Source organism: Streptomyces poriferorum (genome assembly GCF_019399235.1).
Lineage (GTDB): Bacteria > Actinomycetota > Actinomycetes > Streptomycetales > Streptomycetaceae > Streptomyces > Streptomyces poriferorum.
Genome location: NZ_JAELVH010000053.1, coordinates 1 through 19,244 on the forward strand (window position 1 = coordinate 1; position 19,244 = coordinate 19,244).

Below are 19,244 nucleotides of genomic sequence, written 5' to 3' on the forward strand. Positions count from 1 at the left end.
CCGCCGCGGAGACGGCCACCCCGAGCAGTGAGGCCAGGATGACGGGATTGCGCACCGGCATCGTGAGCATCCGGCGCAGTCCGCCGGTGGCCGCCCCGCCGCCCTGTGTGCCCGAGTCCAGCAGGGTCAGGACCACGGGCGAGACGAACAGCACCTGGAACAGGATGACCTGGGCGACGAACGAGGCGTCGCCGAGCACGTGCACCGCCACCGGGATGCCCAGATTGGCGGAGTTGACGTAGCCGGAGGCCATCCCGCTGACCGCCGCCTCGGCTCGTTCGCGGCCGAAGAAGCGCCGGCTCACCGCGTATCCCAGAGCCGACACCAGCGCCGTGCCCGCGGCGAACGCCACCATCGACGGATGGGCGAAGGCGCCCGGCCGCGACCCGGACACCATGGTGAACAGGGCGGCGGGCATGGCCACATGGAAGACGAACCGCCTGAGCAGCACGGCGTCCGCCTGAGCATCACGGTCCTCGTACCCCTGGCCGCCCTGCGGACAGGGGTACGAGGACCGTGATGCTCAGGCGGACGCCGTGCTCACCTGGAGCTGCTTGATGCCGTTGAGCCAGGCCGACCGCAGCCGCCGCGGGTCGCCGGTCAGCCGCAGGTCCGGCAGTACGTCCGCGATGGCGTTGAAGATCAGGTTGATCTCCATCACGGCCAGGGACTTGCCCAGGCAGAAGTGCGGACCGCCGCCGCCGAAGCCGAGGTGCGGGTTCGGGTCGCGGGAGATGTCGAACTGCTCCGGGTTCTCGAACACTTCGGGGTCGTTGTTGGCCGAGGAGTAGAACAGCCCGACCCGGTCGCCCTTCTTGATCTGCTGCCCGCCCAGTTCGACGTCCTGGGTGGCGGTCCGCTGGAAGGAGACCACGGGTGTCGCCCAGCGGACGATCTCCTCCGCGGTGGTCTCCGGCCGCTCCCGCTTGTAGAGCTCCCACTGCTCGGGGTGGGTCAGGAAGGCGTGCATGCCGTGGCTGATGGCGTTGCGCGTGGTCTCGTTGCCCGCCACGGCGAGCAGGATCACGAAGAAACCGAACTCGTCGGAGGAGAGGTTGCCCTCGCCCTCGGCGGCGACCAGTTGCGTGACGATGTCCTTGGCCGGGCACTCCTTGCGCGCCGCCGCGAGGTTCATCGAGTAGGAGACGATCTCCATGGCCGCCTCGGCGCCGATCTCCTCGGTGATCGCGTACTCCGGATCGTCGTACGAGGCCATCTTGTTCGACCAGTCGAAGATCCGCGCCCGGTCCTCCTGCGGTACGCCGATGAGCTCGGCGATGGCCTGGAGCGGCAGTTCGACGGCGATGTTGGTGACGAAGTCGAACGAGCCGTCGTCGTCGGCCCCGGCGAGTGCCGTCTCGACGATGGAGCGCGCCCGGTTGCGCAGCGTCTCCTCCAGGGACCGGATGGCGCGGGGGGTGAAGCCGCGCTGGACGATCTGGCGGACCCGGGTGTGCTCGGGCGGGTCCATGTTCAGCATGATCAGCTTCTGGACGTCGATCTGGTCCCGGCTGATCGACTCGTTGAAGCGGATCACCGCGGTGTTGGTGTTCGACGAGAACAGCTCGGGATGGGTCGATACGTACTTGACGTCCGCGTGCCGGGTGACGACCCAGTAACCCGAGTCGTCGAAGCCGGAAATGCCGGTGGGCTGGGTGCACCACCAGACCGGCGCCGTCTCCCGCATGAGAGTGAACTCCGGGTGCGGGACCCGGGCGTGGAGCAGGTCGGGATCGGTGAAGTCGAACCCTTCGGGCAGATGGGGGCAGGGCATCGGCAGCTCCAGGTCAAGAACTCCAGGTCGGTCCGAGAGGCGCCGGAACATTGTCTGACGACCCATCAGAAGTTGCCCGCAAGGTAGTAACGAGTTCTACAACTGACAAGGGGCATGGCCGGATCTGTTGCGTGAAGCATCGGTGAATCAGGCCGGATCGCCGTGGGTGCCGGTCGTGAAGGCTGGGCAAGGTGCGTGCACGACTCTTGCGTACCGGGGGTAAGCCTCATAAGACTGCATGAAGAACTAGAACGCGTACTAGTTCCTTCCGTGGGCGCCGGGACGCCTCTGCGGAAGTGCGAGGAGAGGACGAGCTCATGGCCGCGGAACCCGTCATCGTCGAAGCCGTACGCACTCCCATCGGCAAGCGCGGAGGCGCGCTCGCCAATCTGCACCCGGCCTATCTGCTGGGTGAGACCTACCGTGAACTTCTCGGCCGGACCGGCATCCACGCCGACTGCGTCGAACAGATCGTCGGCGGCACCGTCACCCACGCCGGCGAACAGTCCATGAACCCCGCACGCAACGCCTGGCTCACCGTGGGACTTCCGTACGAGACCGCCGCGACTACCGTGGACTGCCAGTGCGGTTCCTCGCAGCAGGCCTCCCACATGGTCGCCAACATGATCGCGGCCGGGGTGATCGACGTCGGGATCAGCTGCGGGGTCGAGGCGATGTCGCGCGTACCGCTGGGCAGTGGCTCCAAGCACGGGCCGGGCAAGCCGTGGCCCGACGAGTGGAACGTCGACCTGCCCAATCAGTTCGAGGCCGCCGAGCGCATCGCCCGCAAGCGCGGCCTCACCCGGGAGAACGTCGACTCGCTCGGCCTCCTCTCCCAGGAGCGGGCAGCCGCCGCCTGGGCCGAGGAACGCTTCAAACGGGAGACGTACGCGGTCCAGGTGCCCACCACCGAGGCCGAACAGGCCGCCGGGCAGGGCATGTGGCGGCTCGTCGACCGTGACGAGGGGCTGCGCGACACCACGATGGAGGGTCTCGCCCGGCTCAAGCCCGTGATGCCCACCGCCGTCCACACCGCGGGCAACTCCTCGCAGATATCCGACGGCGCCTGCGCGATCATGTGGGCGTCCAAGCGGATGGCGCGGGCCCTCAAGCTCAAGCCGCGGGCCCGGATCGTCGCCCAGGCGCTGGTCGGCTCCGACCCGCACTTCCACCTCGACGGTCCGGTCGACGCGACCCGCGCGGTGCTCGGCAAGGCGGGGATGTCGCTCAAGGACATCGACGTCGTGGAGATCAACGAGGCCTTCGCGTCCGTGGTGCTGAGCTGGGCGCAGGTCTTCGACCAGGACCTGTCGAAGGTCAACGTCAACGGCGGCGCGATCGCCCTCGGTCACCCGGTCGGCTCCACCGGAGCCCGGCTGATCACCACCGCCCTGCACGAACTGGAGCGCAGGGACAAGGAGTTCGCGCTGATCACCATGTGCGCCGGCGGCGCGCTGGCGACCGGCACGATCATCCAGCGCCTCTGAGGGCTGTCCGGCCGGCGGGGGCCGCGACCGGAGCGGCCCCCGCCACCGGGTCAGCCCTCCAGCGACCAGCCGCTGAAGTCCGCCCGGCCCCGCCGGCCCGACCCGCCGTTCGCCGCCGTCATGAAGAACCCGACGTCCTGGACAGCCGCCGCACCCGGCACCGTTGCCGCGCCCATGGTCTGCCAGGTCGTCCCGCCGTCCGTCGAGCAGGAGCCCGTGTACGAGGCGCCTGTCCGGGTCAGCCGCAGCAGCACCGGCCCGGCGACGCCCGGCAGTGAGTCCCGCTTCTCCAGGGTGCCGTCACCGTTCGCGTCGTAGGAGAGCACGACCCCGTTGGCCGGGGTCAGGGCCAGGTTCAGGAAACCCCTGGACCCGGCCGTCGCCATCGCGTTGCGGACGACGATCCCGGCCCGCGCCCAGTTGCCGGTGTTCTCCTGGGAGTCGACGCGTACGGTCGCGCGCCCGCCGTCCATGAACGCCGCCGCCCGGTACACCGCCCCGAACTGGGCGGTGGACCCCCACAGGTCGCTCCCCGCCCCGTCGATGGCGAAGCGGTCGGCGACCTGGCCGAACGACGCGTCGTTCGCGTTGTGCGTCAGCCAGCCCGCCTCCAGCGGTCCCGCCACGTAGATCCGCCCCTGGACCACCGCCGTGACCGGCTTTTCCCCGCGCGGCCCGTACTCCGTGCGCAGCTCGAACGGATGCGGCTCCAGCGGCTCCTTCGGCGCGGCCGGCGGCGCGGTGACCCGCCAACTCGCCCCGGTGCTGCCACCCGCCTCCACACCGGCCTGCTCGACGGGACCCTGCGCCTCGCTCTCCAGGCCGGGAACCGTGAGGCAGAAGCGGACGCGGCCGGTCGGCCGCAGCCCGTTGACGTTGCGGAAGCCGGCCTCGACGACCGCCGAGCCGCCAGGCTCCATGGTCGCCCGGTCGGCCTCGACGGTGACCGTGCCCTGGTAGGGGGCGGTGGACAGCGTCTCGTACACCCGGCGCGCGGTCCGGTGCACGGCGCTCGCGTTCAGCTCCCGCAGCGGGTACGCCTTGCGCTCGTGCGTCCACGGTTCCTCGACGGCGTACCAGTCGAAGGTCCTGGGCGCCCGGCCGTGGGCGAGTGCGTCCGCCATCTCGTCCAGATAGCTCTGCCACTGCGGCAGATGGAAGTCGCCGATCAGGCCCTGCCAGTCACGGTTGGCGTAGTTGGCCAGTTTCCCCACGTCGGCGGCCGGGCGGTCCGCCCAGGTGGTGATGAGCGCGCGGGCGCTGTGTTCCAGCTGGGCCGCCTCGGCGGGCGAGGAGGCGTACCGCCGCGCCTCCTCCAGCCACGGGCCGAGCATGAACGCCCGGTGGCCGCCGGTCATTTCGTCGCTCAGCCGCATCAGTTTCAGCCACAGCGAGGACAGCGCGGCGAACGCGTCCCGGTCCTTGCGGTCATAGGCGGCGCGCAGTTGCGGCAGCAGCTGCCGGGAGCGGTTGGCGAGTGCCTGGCGGGCGAAGTCGGTCAGGTCGAAGCGGTACGCCTCCGAGCGGCGCAGCGGTTCCCGTACCGCGAGGAGGCGGGCGAAGGCGCGGTCGAAGCCCGCCGAGTCGAACGACAGCTGGGTGGTCCCCCAGTACGTGGCGTTGACCGCCGCCAGGTCGGGGCGGGCCGCGAACAGCGAGTCGTGCGGGCGTCCGTCGCTGCTCTGCACGTCGTACGCGGTGTCACGCAGCGCGGCGAAGGCCGCCGTGGCCTGCCCGTCCCGGCCGCCGTAGCGGAACTGCGCGTACCGTGCGAACCACTCGGTCCGGTCGACGGTCTCCTCGCGCCAGGCCAGCTCGGTGAACAGCTCGAAGGCGGCCGGATCGCGGTCGGTGGACTCCGGCAGATAGGCGGTGCCGGTCAGCGCGCTGTCCGTCTTGTCGCGCCAGGCCGGGAACTTCTGCGTCCAGGACGGAGCCATCGCGCCCAGCGTGGTCCGGCCGCCGAAGTTCGGGATCGCGCCGAACGCGTACGGGGTGTTCCCCCACTCCTTCTCGCGGTCCGTGGACTCGTCCAGCTCGGAGCGGCCGTCCACGATCAGGACATGCGTCTTGTCGAGTGCGGCCAGCATCTCGGGGCGCGGATTGCCGGTCCATCCCATGATCACCCAGGTGGCGCCGGGACGGGCGGTCTGCAGCGCGCGCTCGATCCCGCGCGCCGCCTCGGGGATGTCCACCCCGCCCGCGCTGCCGCCCTCGTGGAGGATGTCCATCTTGTACGAGGGCACGTCGTCGAACAGCACCCGCTGGTGCCGGTAGAAGGACTCGGCGACCCGGGCGAAGGTGTCGGTGCGCGGGTCCAGCCAGTCCGGGCGCCGGAACCCCGACCACAGGCCCTGCGGAACGACGGAGGCGCCGGGGTTGCGGTCGGCGAACTCGCCCGGGACCGTGCCGAAGTACCCGGGCAGGACCGGGGCCATGCCGAGCTCGCGCATCCGGTCGGCGGCCCGCCGGCCCAGCGCGGCCCGCCGCGCGATGAGTTCCGGGCCGACCGGGCCCCCGTACCCGCTCATGTTCTGCAGCAGCCACCACGGCTGGTGGGTCGGCGCGGGGATCCAGGCCCTGGCCTCCGCGTCGCTGTAGCCGAACTCCTGCAGCATCCGGTGGTACACCGCCTCCTGACCCACGGTCAGGAAGATCTCGTTGCAGCCGTGCAGGGCCAGCACGTCGAGCGTCCGCTCCCAGCGGGCCCAGTCGGCGTACGGGGCGGTGTATCCGTCGTACGTGTCGTTGAAGGCGAACCGGTGCGGGACCGTCGCCGCGCGTTCCAGCGGCTGCCGGGGCGCGGGCAGCACGGCAGGCAGGTCGAGTTGGCTGCCGGCCCAGGAGATCACCGCGTCGCACACGTACTTCAGGTACCAGTGCACCCCGGTCAGAATCACCGCCGGACCGGTCCCCGCGACCTCGATGCGCCCACGCGAACCGCCGACCCGGAAGCGCTCGCCGCCGTCCGCCGGATCGAGGAGGGTGAGCCGGAACTGGTCGGCGTGCCCGCCCAGCAGCCGCCCCAGGGCCGCCCGCGCGGCCGCGGTCGCCGCCGCCGTCCGGGCCGGGCCTGCCACCGCCGGGATCCGCGTGCCGAGAGCGGCGGACATGCCCACCGCTCCGGCCGAGCTCAGTAGCGTACGTCTCGACAACTGCGTCACGAGCACTCCTTGGTCGTCGCCACGGATGGTGCGTCAGATGTGAACCGGATTCTGCGGGGCGCACGTTAATGGGGGGACGCAGGCGCGACAACGGGTCCCCAACATCTTTCGGACAGGCCGCCGGATGGCCCAGGGTCCCGTCCCGGGCATGGCGAAGAGCCCCCGTACACCGCGGGTGCGGTGTACGGGGGCTCTTCGTCGCTACTGGCTCCGGCCCGGGTGGACTCAGTACCAGTTGTTGGCCTGCCAGAAGGACCAGGCGCCACAGGGGCTGCCGTAGCGGGAGTTCATGTAGTCCATGCCCCACTTGATCTGGGTGGTGGGGTTGGTCTGCCAGTCGGAGCCGGCGGACGCCATCTTCGAGCCGGGCAGCGCCTGGACCAGGCCGTAGGCGCCGGAGGAGGCGTTGGTCGCGCTCGGGTTCCAGCCGCTCTCGTGGCTGACGATGTTGCTGAAGCACTGGAACTGCGCGTCGTCACCGATCATCTGCTTCGCCGTGTCCTGAGCACTCGCGGCAGCGGACGTCGGCGCGGCGGTGGTGGCCGCCATGGCCGGGGAGACGCCCAGGGCCACACCGGAGGCACCCAGCAGCACTGCTGCACCGGCGACGGCGGACTTGCGACGGGCGAGGATGTTACGGGCGAACGACACAGAGGAACCTAACGTCGGGTACGGGGGAGTCGCGTGCTCCGGTCCGGATCCTGCGTGGACCGTTGCGCGTTGACCGCTGTCCGTTCCGGTGGACGCTGCGGTGCTCGGCGACATCTCCATGGTTAGCCGCGCCGTTCAACCACCGCAACGACCCCCGGTACGACCCTGCCTCGCACCCGGGGCCGAAGGTCCCGAACCACCTCAAACCGCTCGATAGCAGGTCGGAGCGGGTGGAACGGGGTCCGGCGGCCGCCCTGTGAGGCTCCTAACCCGCTTCGTACAGGACCAAGGTCCTGTGGGTGCCCTCACTCCCCGGGACCCCCGAATGTGACCTGGGCCTCGAAGGCGGCCCGCCTCGTGGCCCGTCGCAGCGCCTTCAGCAGCGCGGTTCCGACGGTCAGCGTCAGGACGACGGTGAGCACGGCCCGGCCCAGGTCCCAGCCCAGTGAGGTGGCCGTGCAGTAGGCGAGGAAGCGCACCAGGTTTTCGCCCAGGGCGTCACCGGGATGGAAGGAGATGCCCGAGGCCTGGCCCGGCACGATCGTCCACCCGTAGAGGTTCATGACCGTCCCGTACGCGAACGAGGCCACCGCCCCGTACGCGGCGAGCATCAGCAGCTCGGCGCGCCCGCGCAGCCGGTCCGGGCCGGGCAGCATCCCGGCGCCCATCGCGAACCAGCCCATCGACAACATCTGGAACGGCATCCACGGGCCCACCCCGCCGGTCAGCAGCGCGGAGGCGAACATCGTCACCGAGCCAAGCACGAAGCCGAAGCCCGGCCCGAGCACCCGCCCGCTCAGCACCATCAGGAAGAACATCGGCTCCAGACCGGCCGTACCCGCCCCCAGCGGGCGCAGCGCGGCCCCCACCGCGGCCAGCACCCCCAGCATCGCGACCGCCTTCGCGTCGAGCCCGGAGTCCGCGATCATCGCGACCACCACCCCGACCAGCAGCGGAAGCAGCGCGGCGAACAGCCACGGCGCGTCCTTCGAGTGCGCGAGCCCGGAGTCAGGCCCGGCCAGCAGCGGCCAGCCGAAGGCGGCCACCCCGATCGCGCTGATCAGCACCAGCGCGGCGACCGCCCGCGGCCCGAGCCGCACCGGCCGCGCGCTGCGCCCTGTCGTACCGGTCACGCGACACCTCCCAGCGCCTCGCGCACCTGCGAGACGGTGAGCCACTCCTGCGGGGCGAGGATCTTGGCGATCTGCGGGGCGAACGCGGGCGAGGACACCACCACCTCCGGGGTCGGCCCGTCCGCGACGACCTCCCCGTCGGCGAGGATCACCACCCGGTGGGCCAGCTCGGCGGCCAGCTCCACGTCATGGGTGGCCAGCACGATCGCATGGCCCTCGGCCGCCAGCGTGCGCAGCACCCCGACGAGCCGGGCCTTCGCCGCGTAGTCCAGACCACGGGTCGGTTCGTCCAGGAGCAGCAGCGGGGGCCGGGCGGTGAGTACCAGCGCGAGCGCCAGGGCGAGCCGCTGCCCCTCGGACAGATCACGGGGATGGGTGGCGTCCGCCACACCGGGCAGCAGCTCGGAGACCAGCGCCCGGCAGCTGCCCGGAGCGGCGCCCGCGTCGGCATCGGCCGCGGCGCACTCGGCGGCGACGGTGTCCGCGTACAGCAGGTCGCGGGGCTCCTGCGGTACGAGACCGACGCGGCGCACCATCTCGCGCGGCGTCGTCCGGTGCGGGGTGCGGCCGCCGACGAGCACGGTGCCGGACGTCGGCTCGACCATGCCGACGAGGGCGGAGAGCAGGGTGGACTTGCCCGCACCGTTGCGGCCCATCAGGGCGACGGTCTCGCCGGGGGCGACGGTGAGCGTCACCCGGCGCAGCGCCTCGACGCGCCCGCGCCGCACCCCGAGGCGCTCGACGCGGGTCGTGGCGTCGGTGACGGGCTCGGGGGCCTCCTGCGGAGGCCGGGCGAACAGCCGGGCCAGGGCGGACCGCCGCGGCGCGGGGTGGTGAGCGGGCGCAGGCGGGGGAAGCTTCCCGGTTCCGCCACCGCCGACCGGTCCGGGCACCGCGCCCTCCAGCCGCTCCCGCATCCCCGCGGCCCGCCGCCGGGCGTCGCGGACCGACAGCGGCAGCGGCTCCCAGCCGGCCAGCCGCCCCAGCGCCACCACCGGCGGATGCACCGGAGAGACGGCCATCACCTCGGCGGGCGCCCCCATCACCGGGGCGGCCCCCGGCGACGGCAGCAGGACGACCTGGTCCGCGTACTGGACCACGCGCTCCAGCCGGTGCTCCGCCATCAGGACCGTCGTCCCCAGGTCGTGGACGAGCCGTTGCAGCACCGCGAGGACCTCCTCCGCCGCCGCCGGGTCCAGCGCGGACGTCGGCTCGTCCAGCACCAGGACGCGGGGGTGCGGGGTCAGGACCGAGCCGATCGCGACGCGCTGCTGCTGGCCCCCGGACAGGGTGGCGATCGGCCGGTCGCGCAGCCCGGCGAGCCCCAGCAGATCCAGCGTCTCCTCGACCCTCCGCCGCATCACGTCCGGAGCCAGGCCCAGCGACTCCATGCCGTACGCCAGCTCGTCCTCGACCGTGTCCGTCACGAAGTGGGAGAGCGGGTCCTGGCCCACGGTGCCGACCAGGTCGGCGAGCTCACGGGGCTTGTGGGTGCGGGTGTCCCGGCCGCCGACGGTGACCCGCCCGGTCAGCCGGCCGCCGGTGAAGTGCGGCACGAGCCCCGACACCGCACCCAGCAAAGTCGACTTGCCGACCCCGGAAGGCCCGACGAGCAGCACCAGCTCACCCTCGGGAACGGTCAGGTCGACGCCCGACAGGGTGGGGCGGTCCACGCCCTCGTACTGCACCGAAACATCGTCGAACCGGATCACACCTGCTCCTCGAAGCCTGTGGGGGAAGGCGGGACGGGCGAGCCCGTGGGAGAGGGCGGGACGGGCGCGACCACCGCCGGCAGCAGCCCGATCAGCACCGCGGCGGCCGGCCACAGCGGCAGCACCGGCGCGGTCAGCGGTACGACACCGGGGTGCAGCGCCACCGGATCCGCACTGCCCGCCCAGATCATCGCCACCGCGACCGCCGCACCGGACGCCGCGACCAGCCAGGCCCGCACCCCCCACCGGTCGGGCCGGTAGCGGGTCCGTACCGAACGCGCCCCGCCGAGCCGCAGCCCGGCCATCGCCGCGGCGAGGCCGGCGATCAGCAGCGGCAGCCCGTACACCGCGCCCTGCGCGGCGAGCAGCCCGTACGTACCGGCGCAGACGCCCAGGAGTCCGCCGAGCGTGAGGACGTTCGTGGTGTGCCGGACCGCGGCCGGGACCCGCGCGGTGCGGCCGTAGCCGCGGGCGTCCATCGAGGCAGCCACCGCGACCGACCGCTCCAGCGCGCCCTCCAGCACCGGCAGCCCGATCTGGAGGACGGCCCGCACCCCGCCGGTCGGCCGGCCGCGCAGCCGCCGGGCGGTGCGCAGCCGCATCACGTCGGCGACCATGTTCGGTGCGAACGTCATCGCGACGACGACGGCGACCCCGGCCTCGTACAGCGCCCCGGGCAGCGACTTCAGCAGCCGGGCCGGGTTCGCGAGGGAGTTCGCCGCGCCGACACAGATCAGCAGAGCGGCCAGCTTCGCCCCGTCGTACAGCGCGAACAGCAACTGCTCGGCGGTGACCCGGCCGCCGATGCGGACGCCCTTCGCCCACTCGGGCAGCGGCACCTCGGGCAACGTGAAGACGAGATGCGTGCCGGGGATCGGGGAGCCGAGGAAGGCGGAGAAGAGCAGCCGTACACCGATGACGAACAGCCCGATCTTGATGAACGCCCCGTAGGACCGGGCCCACGGCGCGTCCGTGCGGCGCGCGGCCACGACGTACCCCGCCACGCCGACCAGCAGGCCGAGCAGCAGCGGGTTGGTGGTCCGGGACGCGGCGGTCGCGAGCCCGAGGGCCCACAGCCACCAGGCACCGGCGGGCAGTGCGTTGCTCCGGGAGGCAGCGGGCGCGCGCCAGGCACGGACCCGGTCCACCGGTGCGCCCGCGGTTTCCGCGGGCGCGCTCGTCGAGCCGGTCATCCGCGGCGGCGGCGGGCCTGCGCGACTGCGGCGATACCGAGGAGCAGGACGGCACCGACCCCGGCGAGGACCCCGGCGGACGGCCCGCCGCCGTCCGCACCGTCGCCGCCGGTGGCGACGCCGGCCGACGTGGGCGCGGAGGCGTCGGCCGTGGCGGTCCTGCCGCCACCCGAGTCCTGGGCCACCTGCTCACCGCAGCCGGAGCCCGGATAGCCGGAGATCGCGCAGAGCAGCGCGTCACTGCCGTACCGCAGCGGCTTGGCCACGGAGGCGAGGGCCTCCGCGCTGCTCGCGTCCTTCGGGACCTGCGCGCACGCGGTGCGCAACGCCGGCGGCGTCTCCCCGTCCGGGGCGTCGGTGGCCGTACCGGGGTCGATGACGAGCGCGACCCGCTTGCGGCCGTCCTCGGCGGGCGTGTCCGCGCAGATCTTCGCGAAGTCGGGGGAGTGGCGCGGCTTGGCCGCGTCCTGCGAGTCCGCACTGACGGCGAACCGGAAGCCCTGCACCGAGCCGTCGTCCGGCCGGACCAGCGACGGCCCCTGGGTGGCATACGCCCACCCGCTGCCGGAGCCCTCCCAGAACGACCAGTAGCGGTAGCCCGCCGCCTGGGCCGTGCCCGTACCGAGCACGGCCAGGACGGCGCCCAGGACGACCAGCAGTACGGTGGCCCGTCCGGCGCGTGCGCTCTTCCGGCCCGAGGCCGCCCGACAGCTCCTCACAGCTGCTGGTTCTTGCGGCGGCCGCTGATCAGGAACCCGGCGCCGGCGCCGACGGCGAGTCCGATCCCGACGAACCACCAGACACCGCCGATGCCGTCCCCGTCGCCGCTGTCCTTCTTCTCCTCCTCGGTGGCGCTCGCCGTCGGCTTCTTGTCGGTGGAGGGCGCGGGCCCCGTCGCGTTCAGCTGGGCGACGAGGTCGGCGCCGCCGAAGTCGTGGACGTCGGTGCCGGTGGCGTGGGCGGCCATGACGAGCTGCGCGTAGGCGGCGGGGCCGTTCTCCTTCGCCCAGCCCGCGGAGTTCTCCTCGAGCCACTTCACGGACGCGGCGGCCTTGTCCTTGTGGCCGGCCGCGGACAGGGCGACGACCGCGTCGGCGGTGTTGCCGAAGTCGGGCTGCGGGGCGCTGTCCTCGGCGCCGGGCATCGGCGGCGAGTCGAGGTGGCCCGTCTTTTTGAGGGCCCCGGCGAGGTAGTAGGCGCCGTTCTGGGCCGCCTGCTCCGGCTTGAGGTCGTCACCCCCGGTGCAGGCGGGGTCCTTCACCGCGGCGTTGTTGCCGACGACGAGCCCCTTGCCGAGCGAGCCGAGCACGGCGGCCGCGGTGGCGTCGCCGTTGGCGACGAGCTTGCCGGCCTTGTCGGGCTGGTACGCGAACGCGCCGCCGTCCTTGCCGCCGCAGGGAATGGCGAAGGTGAGCAGCGCGTCGTACGGCGTCCTGCCCTCGCTGTTCGTCACATCGTCGAGCTTCTCGCCGGCCCGGGCGAGGGCGCCGATCACGATCGAGGTGGAGTTCGCGTCACTCGGGCTGCCGGCGGTGTAGCCCCAGCCGCCGTCCTTGTTCTGTACGGACTTCAGCCAGGAGGCCCCGTGCTGCACGAGCTTCTCGTGCCCGCGGACCTCGTGCAGCGCCTGCACGGCGGCCGCCGTCGCATTGGTGTCGACCATGGTCTTGGCGTCGCAGCGCACGGTCGGGTCCGGCCGGTACGCGGGGAACGCCCCGCTGTCGCACTGCTGGCCGATCAGCCAGTCGACGGCCTCGTCGGCGGGCGAGACACCCACGGCCCGCTGCGAGGCGAAGGCCAGCGACTGCCGCCACACCCCGTCGTACGTCGGGTCCTTCGTGCCGTACAGCCCCGAGGGCAGAGCCACGGACGGCGAGGGGGAGGGGGACGGCGCGGCGACTGCGGCCGGGGCTGCGGCCACACAGAGCACGGTGGCGGTGGCGGCGAGCGCGGCTGCGCTGCGGCGTACGGTCATGGCGGGCGGGGCCTCTCCTGGGGGAACCGGGCACAGGCACACACAGGCACCAGGCTCCGGCTCCGTATACCTCGACGGTGCCGGCCGCCGGGGGGGTCCCGACGGCGCGAGCCGGTCACGACACGGACAGGGCATTCCGACTCCCGCCCTCGCGGGCGGTTACGGCTGCGGGTCAGCGCCGGATTCGCACCGGCTTCCCCCTGAACGGACATGATGACGACCAGCCCACTCTACCGGGCGGGTCCCGGGCCCCCTCGGCGTGGGCGGCCGCCCTGGAGGACCGGCAGGCCACGGTGCCGGCATCCCGGCAGTCGCATCCGGGCGCGGCAAAGGGGATGAGGACCGGCCGGGGCCGTGCTTGCATGAGCCCATGGTGTCCTCCGACCGCTTGCTCGCCTTCGCGGCGATGTCGTTCCTGCTGATCGTGATTCCGGGGCCCAGCGTCCTGTTCGTGATCGGGCGGGCCCTGGCGCAGGGCCGGCGCGCGGCGATGACGACGGTCGCCGGCAACACGGTGGGAGCCTTCCTGCTCGTCGTGGCCGTGGCCCTCGGAGTCGGGTCGATCGTGGAGCGTTCCGTCCTCGTCTTCACGGTGCTGAAGCTGGCCGGTGCCGCCTACCTGGTGTATCTGGGCGTCAAGGCGTGGCGGCAACGAGGCTCCCTGCGGGCCGCGTTCACCGGCGCGGAGAAGGCCGCGCAGGCCGGACTGCGCACGTTCTGGGAGGGGTTCGCAGTCGGTGTGGCCAACCCCAAGACCATGGTGTTCTTCGCCGCCGTGCTGCCGCAGTTCGCCGACCGCGCCCAGGGACACATCGCGGTTCAGATGCTGGTGCTCGGGCTGGTCTTCAACATCATCGCGCTGGCCTCGGACAGCCTGTGGGGCCTGCTCGCGGCAACCGGCCGGGACTGGTTCGCCCGCTCGCCCCGGCGCCTCTCACTCGTCGGCGGAATCGGCGGCGTCACGATGATCGGCCTCGGCGTCACCGTGGCCGTCACCGGACGCAAGGACTGACCACCCGCGGCGCATCAGCCCCGGGACGGCTTGGGCGCCGGGGTCCGCCGGGCCGGCGGGACGATCGCCGGGGCGGGGTCCTCGCCGAGGAAGAAGCGGCGTACGACGCGCTCGGCGGCGTGCCCGTCGTCGTACGGGCAGAAGCGCTCACGGAAGGCGCCGCGCAGCGCGGTGGCCTCCGCGCCGGACCAACGGCCGCTGCGGAAGGCGTCGATGAGCTCGTCCTCCGTGGTCGTGACGGTTCCGGGGGTCTCGCCCGGCCGGCCGGAGACGAGGTCGAACGTGACACCGCGGACCGCGTTGTAGACCTTCCAGTCGGAGGCGTCGATGACGATGGGGCGGTCGAGACCGGCGTAGTCGAAGATCAGGGACGAGTAGTCCGCGATGAGCGCGTCCGCCGCCAGGCAGAGGTCCTCGACGGACGGGTGGCCGGACACATCGATGACGCTGCCCTGCGCGGCGAGGTCGCTCAGCTGCGGGTTCGGCCGGTCGAGGCGGTGGGTGCGGACGAGCAGGACGAAGTCGTCGCCCAGGGCCTTCGCCACACGCTCCAGGTCGAACGTGGGGGTCCACTCCTTGTGGTGTTCGCGGTGGGTCGGCGCGTACAGCAGCGCGGTCCTGCCCGGTGCGATGCCCAGCCGGTCGCGGATGGCGGCGACGTCCTCGGCGGTCGAGGTGAAGAAGCGGTCGTTGCGCGGGTAGCCCACATCGAGCGGCTCGAACCTGCCGGGGTACACGCGCTCCCACTGCTCCGTGGAGTGCCGGTTGGAGGAGACGCTGAGGTCCCAGCGGTTCACCTGCTCCAGCAGACGGCCGAAGTCCATGCCCCGGGCGGCGGCGGGATACGCCTGCTGGTCCATGCCCATGCGCTTGAGCGGGGTGCCGTGGTGCGTCTGCAGATGGACCTGCCCCGGGCGCTTGGCGATGTCGTCCGGGAAGGCGGCGTTGCTCACGAAGTAGGTGGCGCGAGCCGTCACCTCCGCGTAGCGGCGCGAGCCGGGCACGACGTGGTCGATGCCGGCGGGCACCTGGCCGGCGAGTTCCTGGCGGACCACCCAGACGCCGCGCACGTGCGGTGCCAGCTCCTTGGCCTTCTCGAAGACCGCGGCCGGGTTGCACGACGGCAGCAGGTTCTCGTACGAGGTGTAGACGGCGAGGTTCGGATCCAGCGGGCGCCGGCGCTGGAACGTGGACAGCCTCGTGGTCGCGTGCCTGCCGACCCGGCTGGTGGCCCCGAGGACCTTCCTCGGTCCGGCCCGCTTGACCCGGGCGGCGAACTCCGTCGCCTGGTAGGCGCGGAAGGACCGCTTGGCCAGGGCGCGCATGTGCACCCCCATCGTTCCGCCGGGCAGCGTGAAGCCGGCGGGGATGTGCGCGGCGTAGAAGTCCGCGGTACGGGCGAAGTAGTCCTTGCGGTCGGCGGGCCTGACGCGCTCGGAGCGCTTGAGCGAGAACAGCATGTGGTGAATGGCACGCTCGAACAGCATCGGCTTGGACCAGGCCAGTTCGGGGCGCTCGTCGAGGAAGGCGAACAGGCCCTCGTACTGCTCGAAGATGTCGAAGTGCTTGCGGCCCGGCGTCTTCGTGATCGCGCCGTGGCGGCGCTGGCGGTATTCGACGCCGACCCTGTTCAGGCAGCCGATGCGCTCGGCCGTGACCATCGCCATCTGGGTGACCGGCGCGTCCTCGTACAGGCCGGGCGCGTACTGGAAGCCCTGCTCCAGGAAGAACTCGCGGCGGAACGCCTTGTTCCAGGCCACCAGGAAGAGGTGGACGTACTCGGGCCGGTCCTGGAGGCGGAAGACGTCCGTGCCCGCCCGCTCGAACAGCTCCGTGGACTGGCTGGGGCCGCCCCTGCCGTGCCAGAAGGTGCGGATGTGGTCGAAGACGAGGATGTCCAGGTCCCCGACCGCGTCGAGCCGGGTGGCCAGCGCCTGCAGCAGGCCGGGGGTGTAACTGTCATCACTGTCGAGGAAGAGGACGTAGTCGCCCGTCGCGCGCTGGAGTCCGGCGTTGCGCGCCTGGCCCAGCCCCACGTTCTGGGGCAGGTGCACGGCCTGGACGCGAGCGTCGCGGGCGGCGTACTCGTCGATGATCTCACCGCAGGAGTCCGGTGAGCAGTCGTCGACGGCGATCACCTCGATGTCCCGGAACGACTGCCCGAGGACGGAGTCCAGGCACTCGTGGAGGTATCCCTGGACCTTGAACACGGGGATCACAACACTGAAACGAGGCATGCGGGGAACTCCAGATGACATACAGGTTATCGGGGTCGAACACGAAGACTACCGACCCGGGCGACGCCTCCGTACGTGCGCTCTCCCCGTCGCCCGGAGTGGGCCGGGGCTAGCGGACCGTGGCCTTCCGGGTGCGCCGGTGCCGCGCGCGGGTGACTAATCATTCCGGTTTGTCCTGGGAGTCCGGTACCTATAGATTCCCGCCGTGCCGTCCCTTTGGCTGGTGTCTTCCGGCTCGCAGCCGAGCGACGACGCGACCCGTCATCACCGACTGGGAGGGCCCCGCCCGCATGTCCGGAACTGATCGCCGGTGGAACGTCGTGCTGCGCGGAGCCTGGCGGGACGGCACGCTCTGGCCCTGGTGCCTGGCGGCCGTCGCGGCGGCCTGCGGCTACGGCGTGGCGACCGTCTTCCACCCCGGCTACCTCAGCGCGGACAGCAACACCCAGCTGTGGCAGGCGCTGGGCGACGAGCCGGTGAACGACTGGCATCCGCCGGTCATGGCCCTCGCGTGGCGGATCCTCATCGGGATCACCGGCGACTTCTCGGCCATGGCCGCCCTTCAGGCCGCCGTGCTCTGGGGCACGCTGTGGGTCCTCGCCCGGCTGGTGTGGAAGTCGACCGGCAGCCGCGGACTCTCCCTCGCGGTGCTGGCCGTCGGCTTCGCGCCGCACATCATGAACCTCACCGGCGTGGTGTGGAAGGACGTGCACCTGGCGTACGCGCTCCTGGCCGTCTTCGCGATCGCGCTCACCGTGCGCGAGCTGCCCCGGGACCGGGTCAGGACCCGCTGGGCCCTGCTGGTGCTTGGCCTGCTGTTCCTCACGTACGCCGCCCTCGTACGCAAGAACGGTATCCCCGCCACGATCCCCGTCTTCGCGCTGCTGGTCCTCGCGGCATGGCCGGCCCCGGGCCGGCGCCGCTGGCTGGCCGCCACCGGTGTCTTCGTCGCGGTCGTGACGGCCGGCAGCATCGCCGTGAACGCGGCCACCGACCCTTTGACCACCCGCGTGTACGCGGTGATCCCGGTGGACGACCTCATCCACGTCCTCACCCCGGACCAGGTCCGCACCGCCGCCGGACGGGCCGGCGCGGACGCGGACCTGCGCGACCGCCTCGTCACGGCCGCCACCACCTGCCAGAAGCGCGGCATCACCTCCGACGGCTACCTGCAGTGCTTCCCGCAGAGCCGGCCCTTCGACGTGACGTATCTGGACCGGCGCGCCGACGTCCTCGTCCGGATGTGGACGCAGCAGATGCCGAAGCACTGGAAGGGCTACGCGGAGTACCGGACCCGGGTCTTCGCCAAACTGCTCTTCCAGAGCAACCAGACCTTCTGGGACGGCACCCGGGTCAACGCGGGCGCCGAACTGCACCCCGACGTGCGCGAGCAGCCGCTGAACGACACGCTGCGATTCGCCCTGCGGAACTACGTGACGGGGGCCGTCCGCGACCTGCCGATGCTCTTCCAGGGCTGGTTCTGGCTGGCCGTCTCGCTGGTGCTCGTGCTGCGCCGCCGGTGGGCCGGCCCCCACGCCCGGGAGCTGCGGCTCCTCGGGGCCAGTTCCCTCCTGTACGTCCTCGCGTACCTGCCGACGGCTCCCGAGTCCAACTACCGTTACGTGTACTGGCCCGCGCTCGCCGGGACGGTCGCGCTCGTGCTCCTCGCGACCGCGTACGCGGCACGCCGCCGGGAGGCGGCCGGTGATCCGGACGCCCGTCCCGCCGTGCTTCCGGCCGGCCGGTCCCCGCAAGCCGCCCCGGCGGGCCCGCGCGAGGACGCCGGCGCCGTCGGGTGACTCCGGCCGCTGTGCCGCCTCACACCGCCACGTACGTCACCGGATCGCTTCCCGCCAGCGCCTCGGCGCGGCCCAGCTTCACCAGCCGGCGCAGGTGCGACTCGGCCTCCGAGACGGCGATGTTCCGCGATCCGTAGGGGATCTGCTCCCAGGGCCGGTTCCACTCCATCCGCTCGGCCAGCTGCCACGGTGTGAGCGGCTCGGCGAGCAGGGCGAGGAGGCCCGTCAGACGCTCCTCGTGGTGGTCCAGGAGTTCCTGTACGCGGCCCGCCGCGTCCGCGAACGCGTACTGGTGGGCCGGGAGGACCTCGGCCACGCCCAGGCGGCCGATGCGTTCCAGGGAGTCGAGGTAGTCGCCCAGCGGGTCCGTGGCGGCCGTGGCGTCGTCCGGGTCCTCGTAGAGGCCGACGTGCGGGCTGATGCCGGGGAGCAGGTGGTCGCCGGAGAAGAGGCGGCCATGGCCGGGGAGGCTGGCCGGGTGGTCCTCCTCCAGGTGCAGGCAGACGTGGCCCGGGGTGTGGCCCGGTGTCCAGATCGCCCGCAGGGTGCGGCCCGCCAGGTCGAGGAGTTCGCCCGGCACGATCTCACGGTCCGGGACCGCCGCCCGCAGCCCGGGCAGGGTGCGCATGCGGCCGCCCTTCTCGCGGGCGGCCAGCAGCGGGGCGATGTGGTCCTCGGGTGCGCCGACCGTCGTCAGCTTCGCCGCCAGGTAGGCCAGCCAGGTGCCCGGTTCCGACTCCCGGGTGCGGCGGACGATCGCCGTGTCGGCGGCGTGCATCGCGATCCAGGCCCCGGATGCCTCGCGGACCTGGCCGGAGAGGCCGTGGTGGTCGGGGTGGTGGTGCGTGATGACCACGCCGTGGATGTCGGCGATGCCCACGCCCACGGTGGCGAGCCCCGCCGTCAGGGTGTCCCAGGCCTCCGGGTCGTCCCAGCCGGTGTCGATCAGGACCGGGCCGCGGTCCGTGTCGAGCAGGTGGACCAGCGTGTGGCCCAGCGGGTTGTCCGGGATGGGGACCTTGATGCTGTGGACGCCTCCACCGTGATTGATCACCTGCGTCATGAACTCCCCATCTCTCCGCGGTCTCGGCGGCGTGCGGGGTACGG

Annotated in this window: 14 protein-coding genes and 1 riboswitch; of the genes, 3 read left to right on the plus strand and 11 right to left on the minus strand. The window is 72.3% G+C overall.

What is annotated here, in order from left to right; translation table 11 throughout:
* The coding region (locus JGS39_RS12295) for an AEC family transporter (RefSeq protein ID WP_308120351.1) at positions 1–451 on the minus strand (451 nt) is incomplete at its 3' end.
* Positions 452–523: 72 nt separating this feature from the next.
* Positions 524–1,774, minus strand: a complete 1,251-nt coding sequence (locus tag JGS39_RS12300; RefSeq protein WP_219568904.1) for a cytochrome P450 — start codon at positions 1,772–1,774, stop codon at positions 524–526.
* Between the two features lie 317 nt (positions 1,775–2,091).
* Here JGS39_RS12300 and JGS39_RS12305 point away from each other — a divergent pair, with 317 nt between their 5' ends.
* On the plus strand, positions 2,092–3,261 hold the full coding sequence (locus JGS39_RS12305; protein ID WP_219568905.1) for a steroid 3-ketoacyl-CoA thiolase: 1,170 nt from the start codon (positions 2,092–2,094) through the stop codon (positions 3,259–3,261).
* A gap of 50 nt (positions 3,262–3,311) precedes the next feature.
* Here JGS39_RS12305 and JGS39_RS12310 read toward each other — a convergent pair whose 3' ends face one another.
* From JGS39_RS12310 to JGS39_RS12340, 7 genes are all read right to left on the minus strand, one after another.
* Positions 3,312–6,425 carry an alpha-N-acetylglucosaminidase gene (locus JGS39_RS12310; RefSeq protein ID WP_219568906.1) on the minus strand — a complete coding sequence of 1,038 codons (3,114 nt, stop codon included), beginning with the start codon at positions 6,423–6,425 and terminating at the stop codon, positions 3,312–3,314.
* A gap of 225 nt (positions 6,426–6,650) precedes the next feature.
* A complete protein-coding gene (locus JGS39_RS12315) occupies positions 6,651–7,076 on the minus strand; it encodes an aggregation-promoting factor C-terminal-like domain-containing protein (protein WP_148017500.1) in 426 nt (141 codons plus the stop codon).
* A 305-nt stretch (positions 7,077–7,381) separates the two neighbouring features.
* Positions 7,382–8,209: an ECF transporter S component gene (locus tag JGS39_RS12320; RefSeq protein ID WP_219568907.1), complete on the minus strand. Its 828-nt coding sequence runs from the start codon at positions 8,207–8,209 to the stop codon at positions 7,382–7,384.
* Entirely contained in the window at positions 8,206–9,921 is a 1,716-nt protein-coding gene (locus JGS39_RS12325) for an ABC transporter ATP-binding protein (RefSeq protein WP_219568908.1), read from the minus strand. Before JGS39_RS12325 ends, JGS39_RS12320 begins: the two co-directional genes overlap by 4 nt.
* On the minus strand, positions 9,918–11,114 hold the full coding sequence (locus JGS39_RS12330; RefSeq protein WP_219568909.1) for an energy-coupling factor transporter transmembrane component T: 1,197 nt from the start codon (positions 11,112–11,114) through the stop codon (positions 9,918–9,920). Before JGS39_RS12330 ends, JGS39_RS12325 begins: the two co-directional genes overlap by 4 nt.
* Positions 11,111–11,773, minus strand: a complete 663-nt coding sequence (locus tag JGS39_RS12335; RefSeq protein WP_219568932.1) for an SCO2322 family protein — start codon at positions 11,771–11,773, stop codon at positions 11,111–11,113. The genes JGS39_RS12330 and JGS39_RS12335 overlap by 4 nt, the downstream gene beginning before the upstream one ends.
* 56 nt (positions 11,774–11,829) lie before the next feature.
* A complete protein-coding gene (locus tag JGS39_RS12340; protein ID WP_219568910.1) occupies positions 11,830–13,089 on the minus strand; it encodes an SCO2321 family membrane protein in 1,260 nt (419 codons plus the stop codon).
* A 115-nt stretch (positions 13,090–13,204) separates the two neighbouring features.
* Positions 13,205–13,326: riboswitch (cobalamin riboswitch) on the minus strand.
* 133 nt (positions 13,327–13,459) lie between these two features.
* On the opposite strand from JGS39_RS12340, the gene JGS39_RS12345 reads away from it, so the two are divergent.
* Positions 13,460–14,101 carry a LysE family translocator gene (locus JGS39_RS12345; protein WP_219568911.1) on the plus strand — a complete coding sequence of 214 codons (642 nt, stop codon included), beginning with the start codon at positions 13,460–13,462 and terminating at the stop codon, positions 14,099–14,101.
* Positions 14,102–14,115: 14 nt separating this feature from the next.
* Here the strand turns inward: JGS39_RS12345 and JGS39_RS12350 are convergent, their stop codons facing one another.
* Positions 14,116–16,338: a bifunctional glycosyltransferase/CDP-glycerol:glycerophosphate glycerophosphotransferase gene (locus JGS39_RS12350; RefSeq protein WP_219568912.1), complete on the minus strand. Its 2,223-nt coding sequence runs from the start codon at positions 16,336–16,338 to the stop codon at positions 14,116–14,118.
* Positions 16,339–16,628: 290 nt separating this feature from the next.
* On the opposite strand from JGS39_RS12350, the gene JGS39_RS12355 reads away from it, so the two are divergent.
* Positions 16,629–18,137: a hypothetical protein gene (locus tag JGS39_RS12355; RefSeq protein WP_219568913.1), complete on the plus strand. Its 1,509-nt coding sequence runs from the start codon at positions 16,629–16,631 to the stop codon at positions 18,135–18,137.
* A 19-nt stretch (positions 18,138–18,156) separates the two neighbouring features.
* Here the strand turns inward: JGS39_RS12355 and JGS39_RS12360 are convergent, their stop codons facing one another.
* The gene (locus JGS39_RS12360; protein WP_219568914.1) at positions 18,157–19,200 is read right to left on the minus strand and encodes a Strvi_7410 family MBL fold metallo-hydrolase; all 1,044 of its coding nucleotides are present in this window, start codon (positions 19,198–19,200) and stop codon (positions 18,157–18,159) included.
* Positions 19,201–19,244 lie beyond the last annotated feature (44 nt).

Bases quoted from the DNA above. Each gene is read 5' to 3' on its own strand.
- JGS39_RS12330 (WP_219568909.1), bottom strand. From the start codon at position 11,114: ATGACCGGCTCGACGAGCGCGCCCGCGGAAACCGCGGGCGCACCGGTG.
- JGS39_RS12355 (WP_219568913.1), top strand. From the start codon at position 16,629: ATGTCCGGAACTGATCGCCGGTGGAACGTCGTGCTGCGCGGAGCCTGG.
- JGS39_RS12300 (WP_219568904.1), bottom strand. From the start codon at position 1,774: ATGCCCTGCCCCCATCTGCCCGAAGGGTTCGACTTCACCGATCCCGAC.
- JGS39_RS12350 (WP_219568912.1), bottom strand. From the start codon at position 16,338: ATGCCTCGTTTCAGTGTTGTGATCCCCGTGTTCAAGGTCCAGGGATAC.
- JGS39_RS12305 (WP_219568905.1), top strand. From the start codon at position 2,092: ATGGCCGCGGAACCCGTCATCGTCGAAGCCGTACGCACTCCCATCGGC.
- JGS39_RS12360 (WP_219568914.1), bottom strand. From the start codon at position 19,200: ATGACGCAGGTGATCAATCACGGTGGAGGCGTCCACAGCATCAAGGTC.
- JGS39_RS12345 (WP_219568911.1), top strand. From the start codon at position 13,460: ATGGTGTCCTCCGACCGCTTGCTCGCCTTCGCGGCGATGTCGTTCCTG.
- JGS39_RS12340 (WP_219568910.1), bottom strand. From the start codon at position 13,089: ATGACCGTACGCCGCAGCGCAGCCGCGCTCGCCGCCACCGCCACCGTG.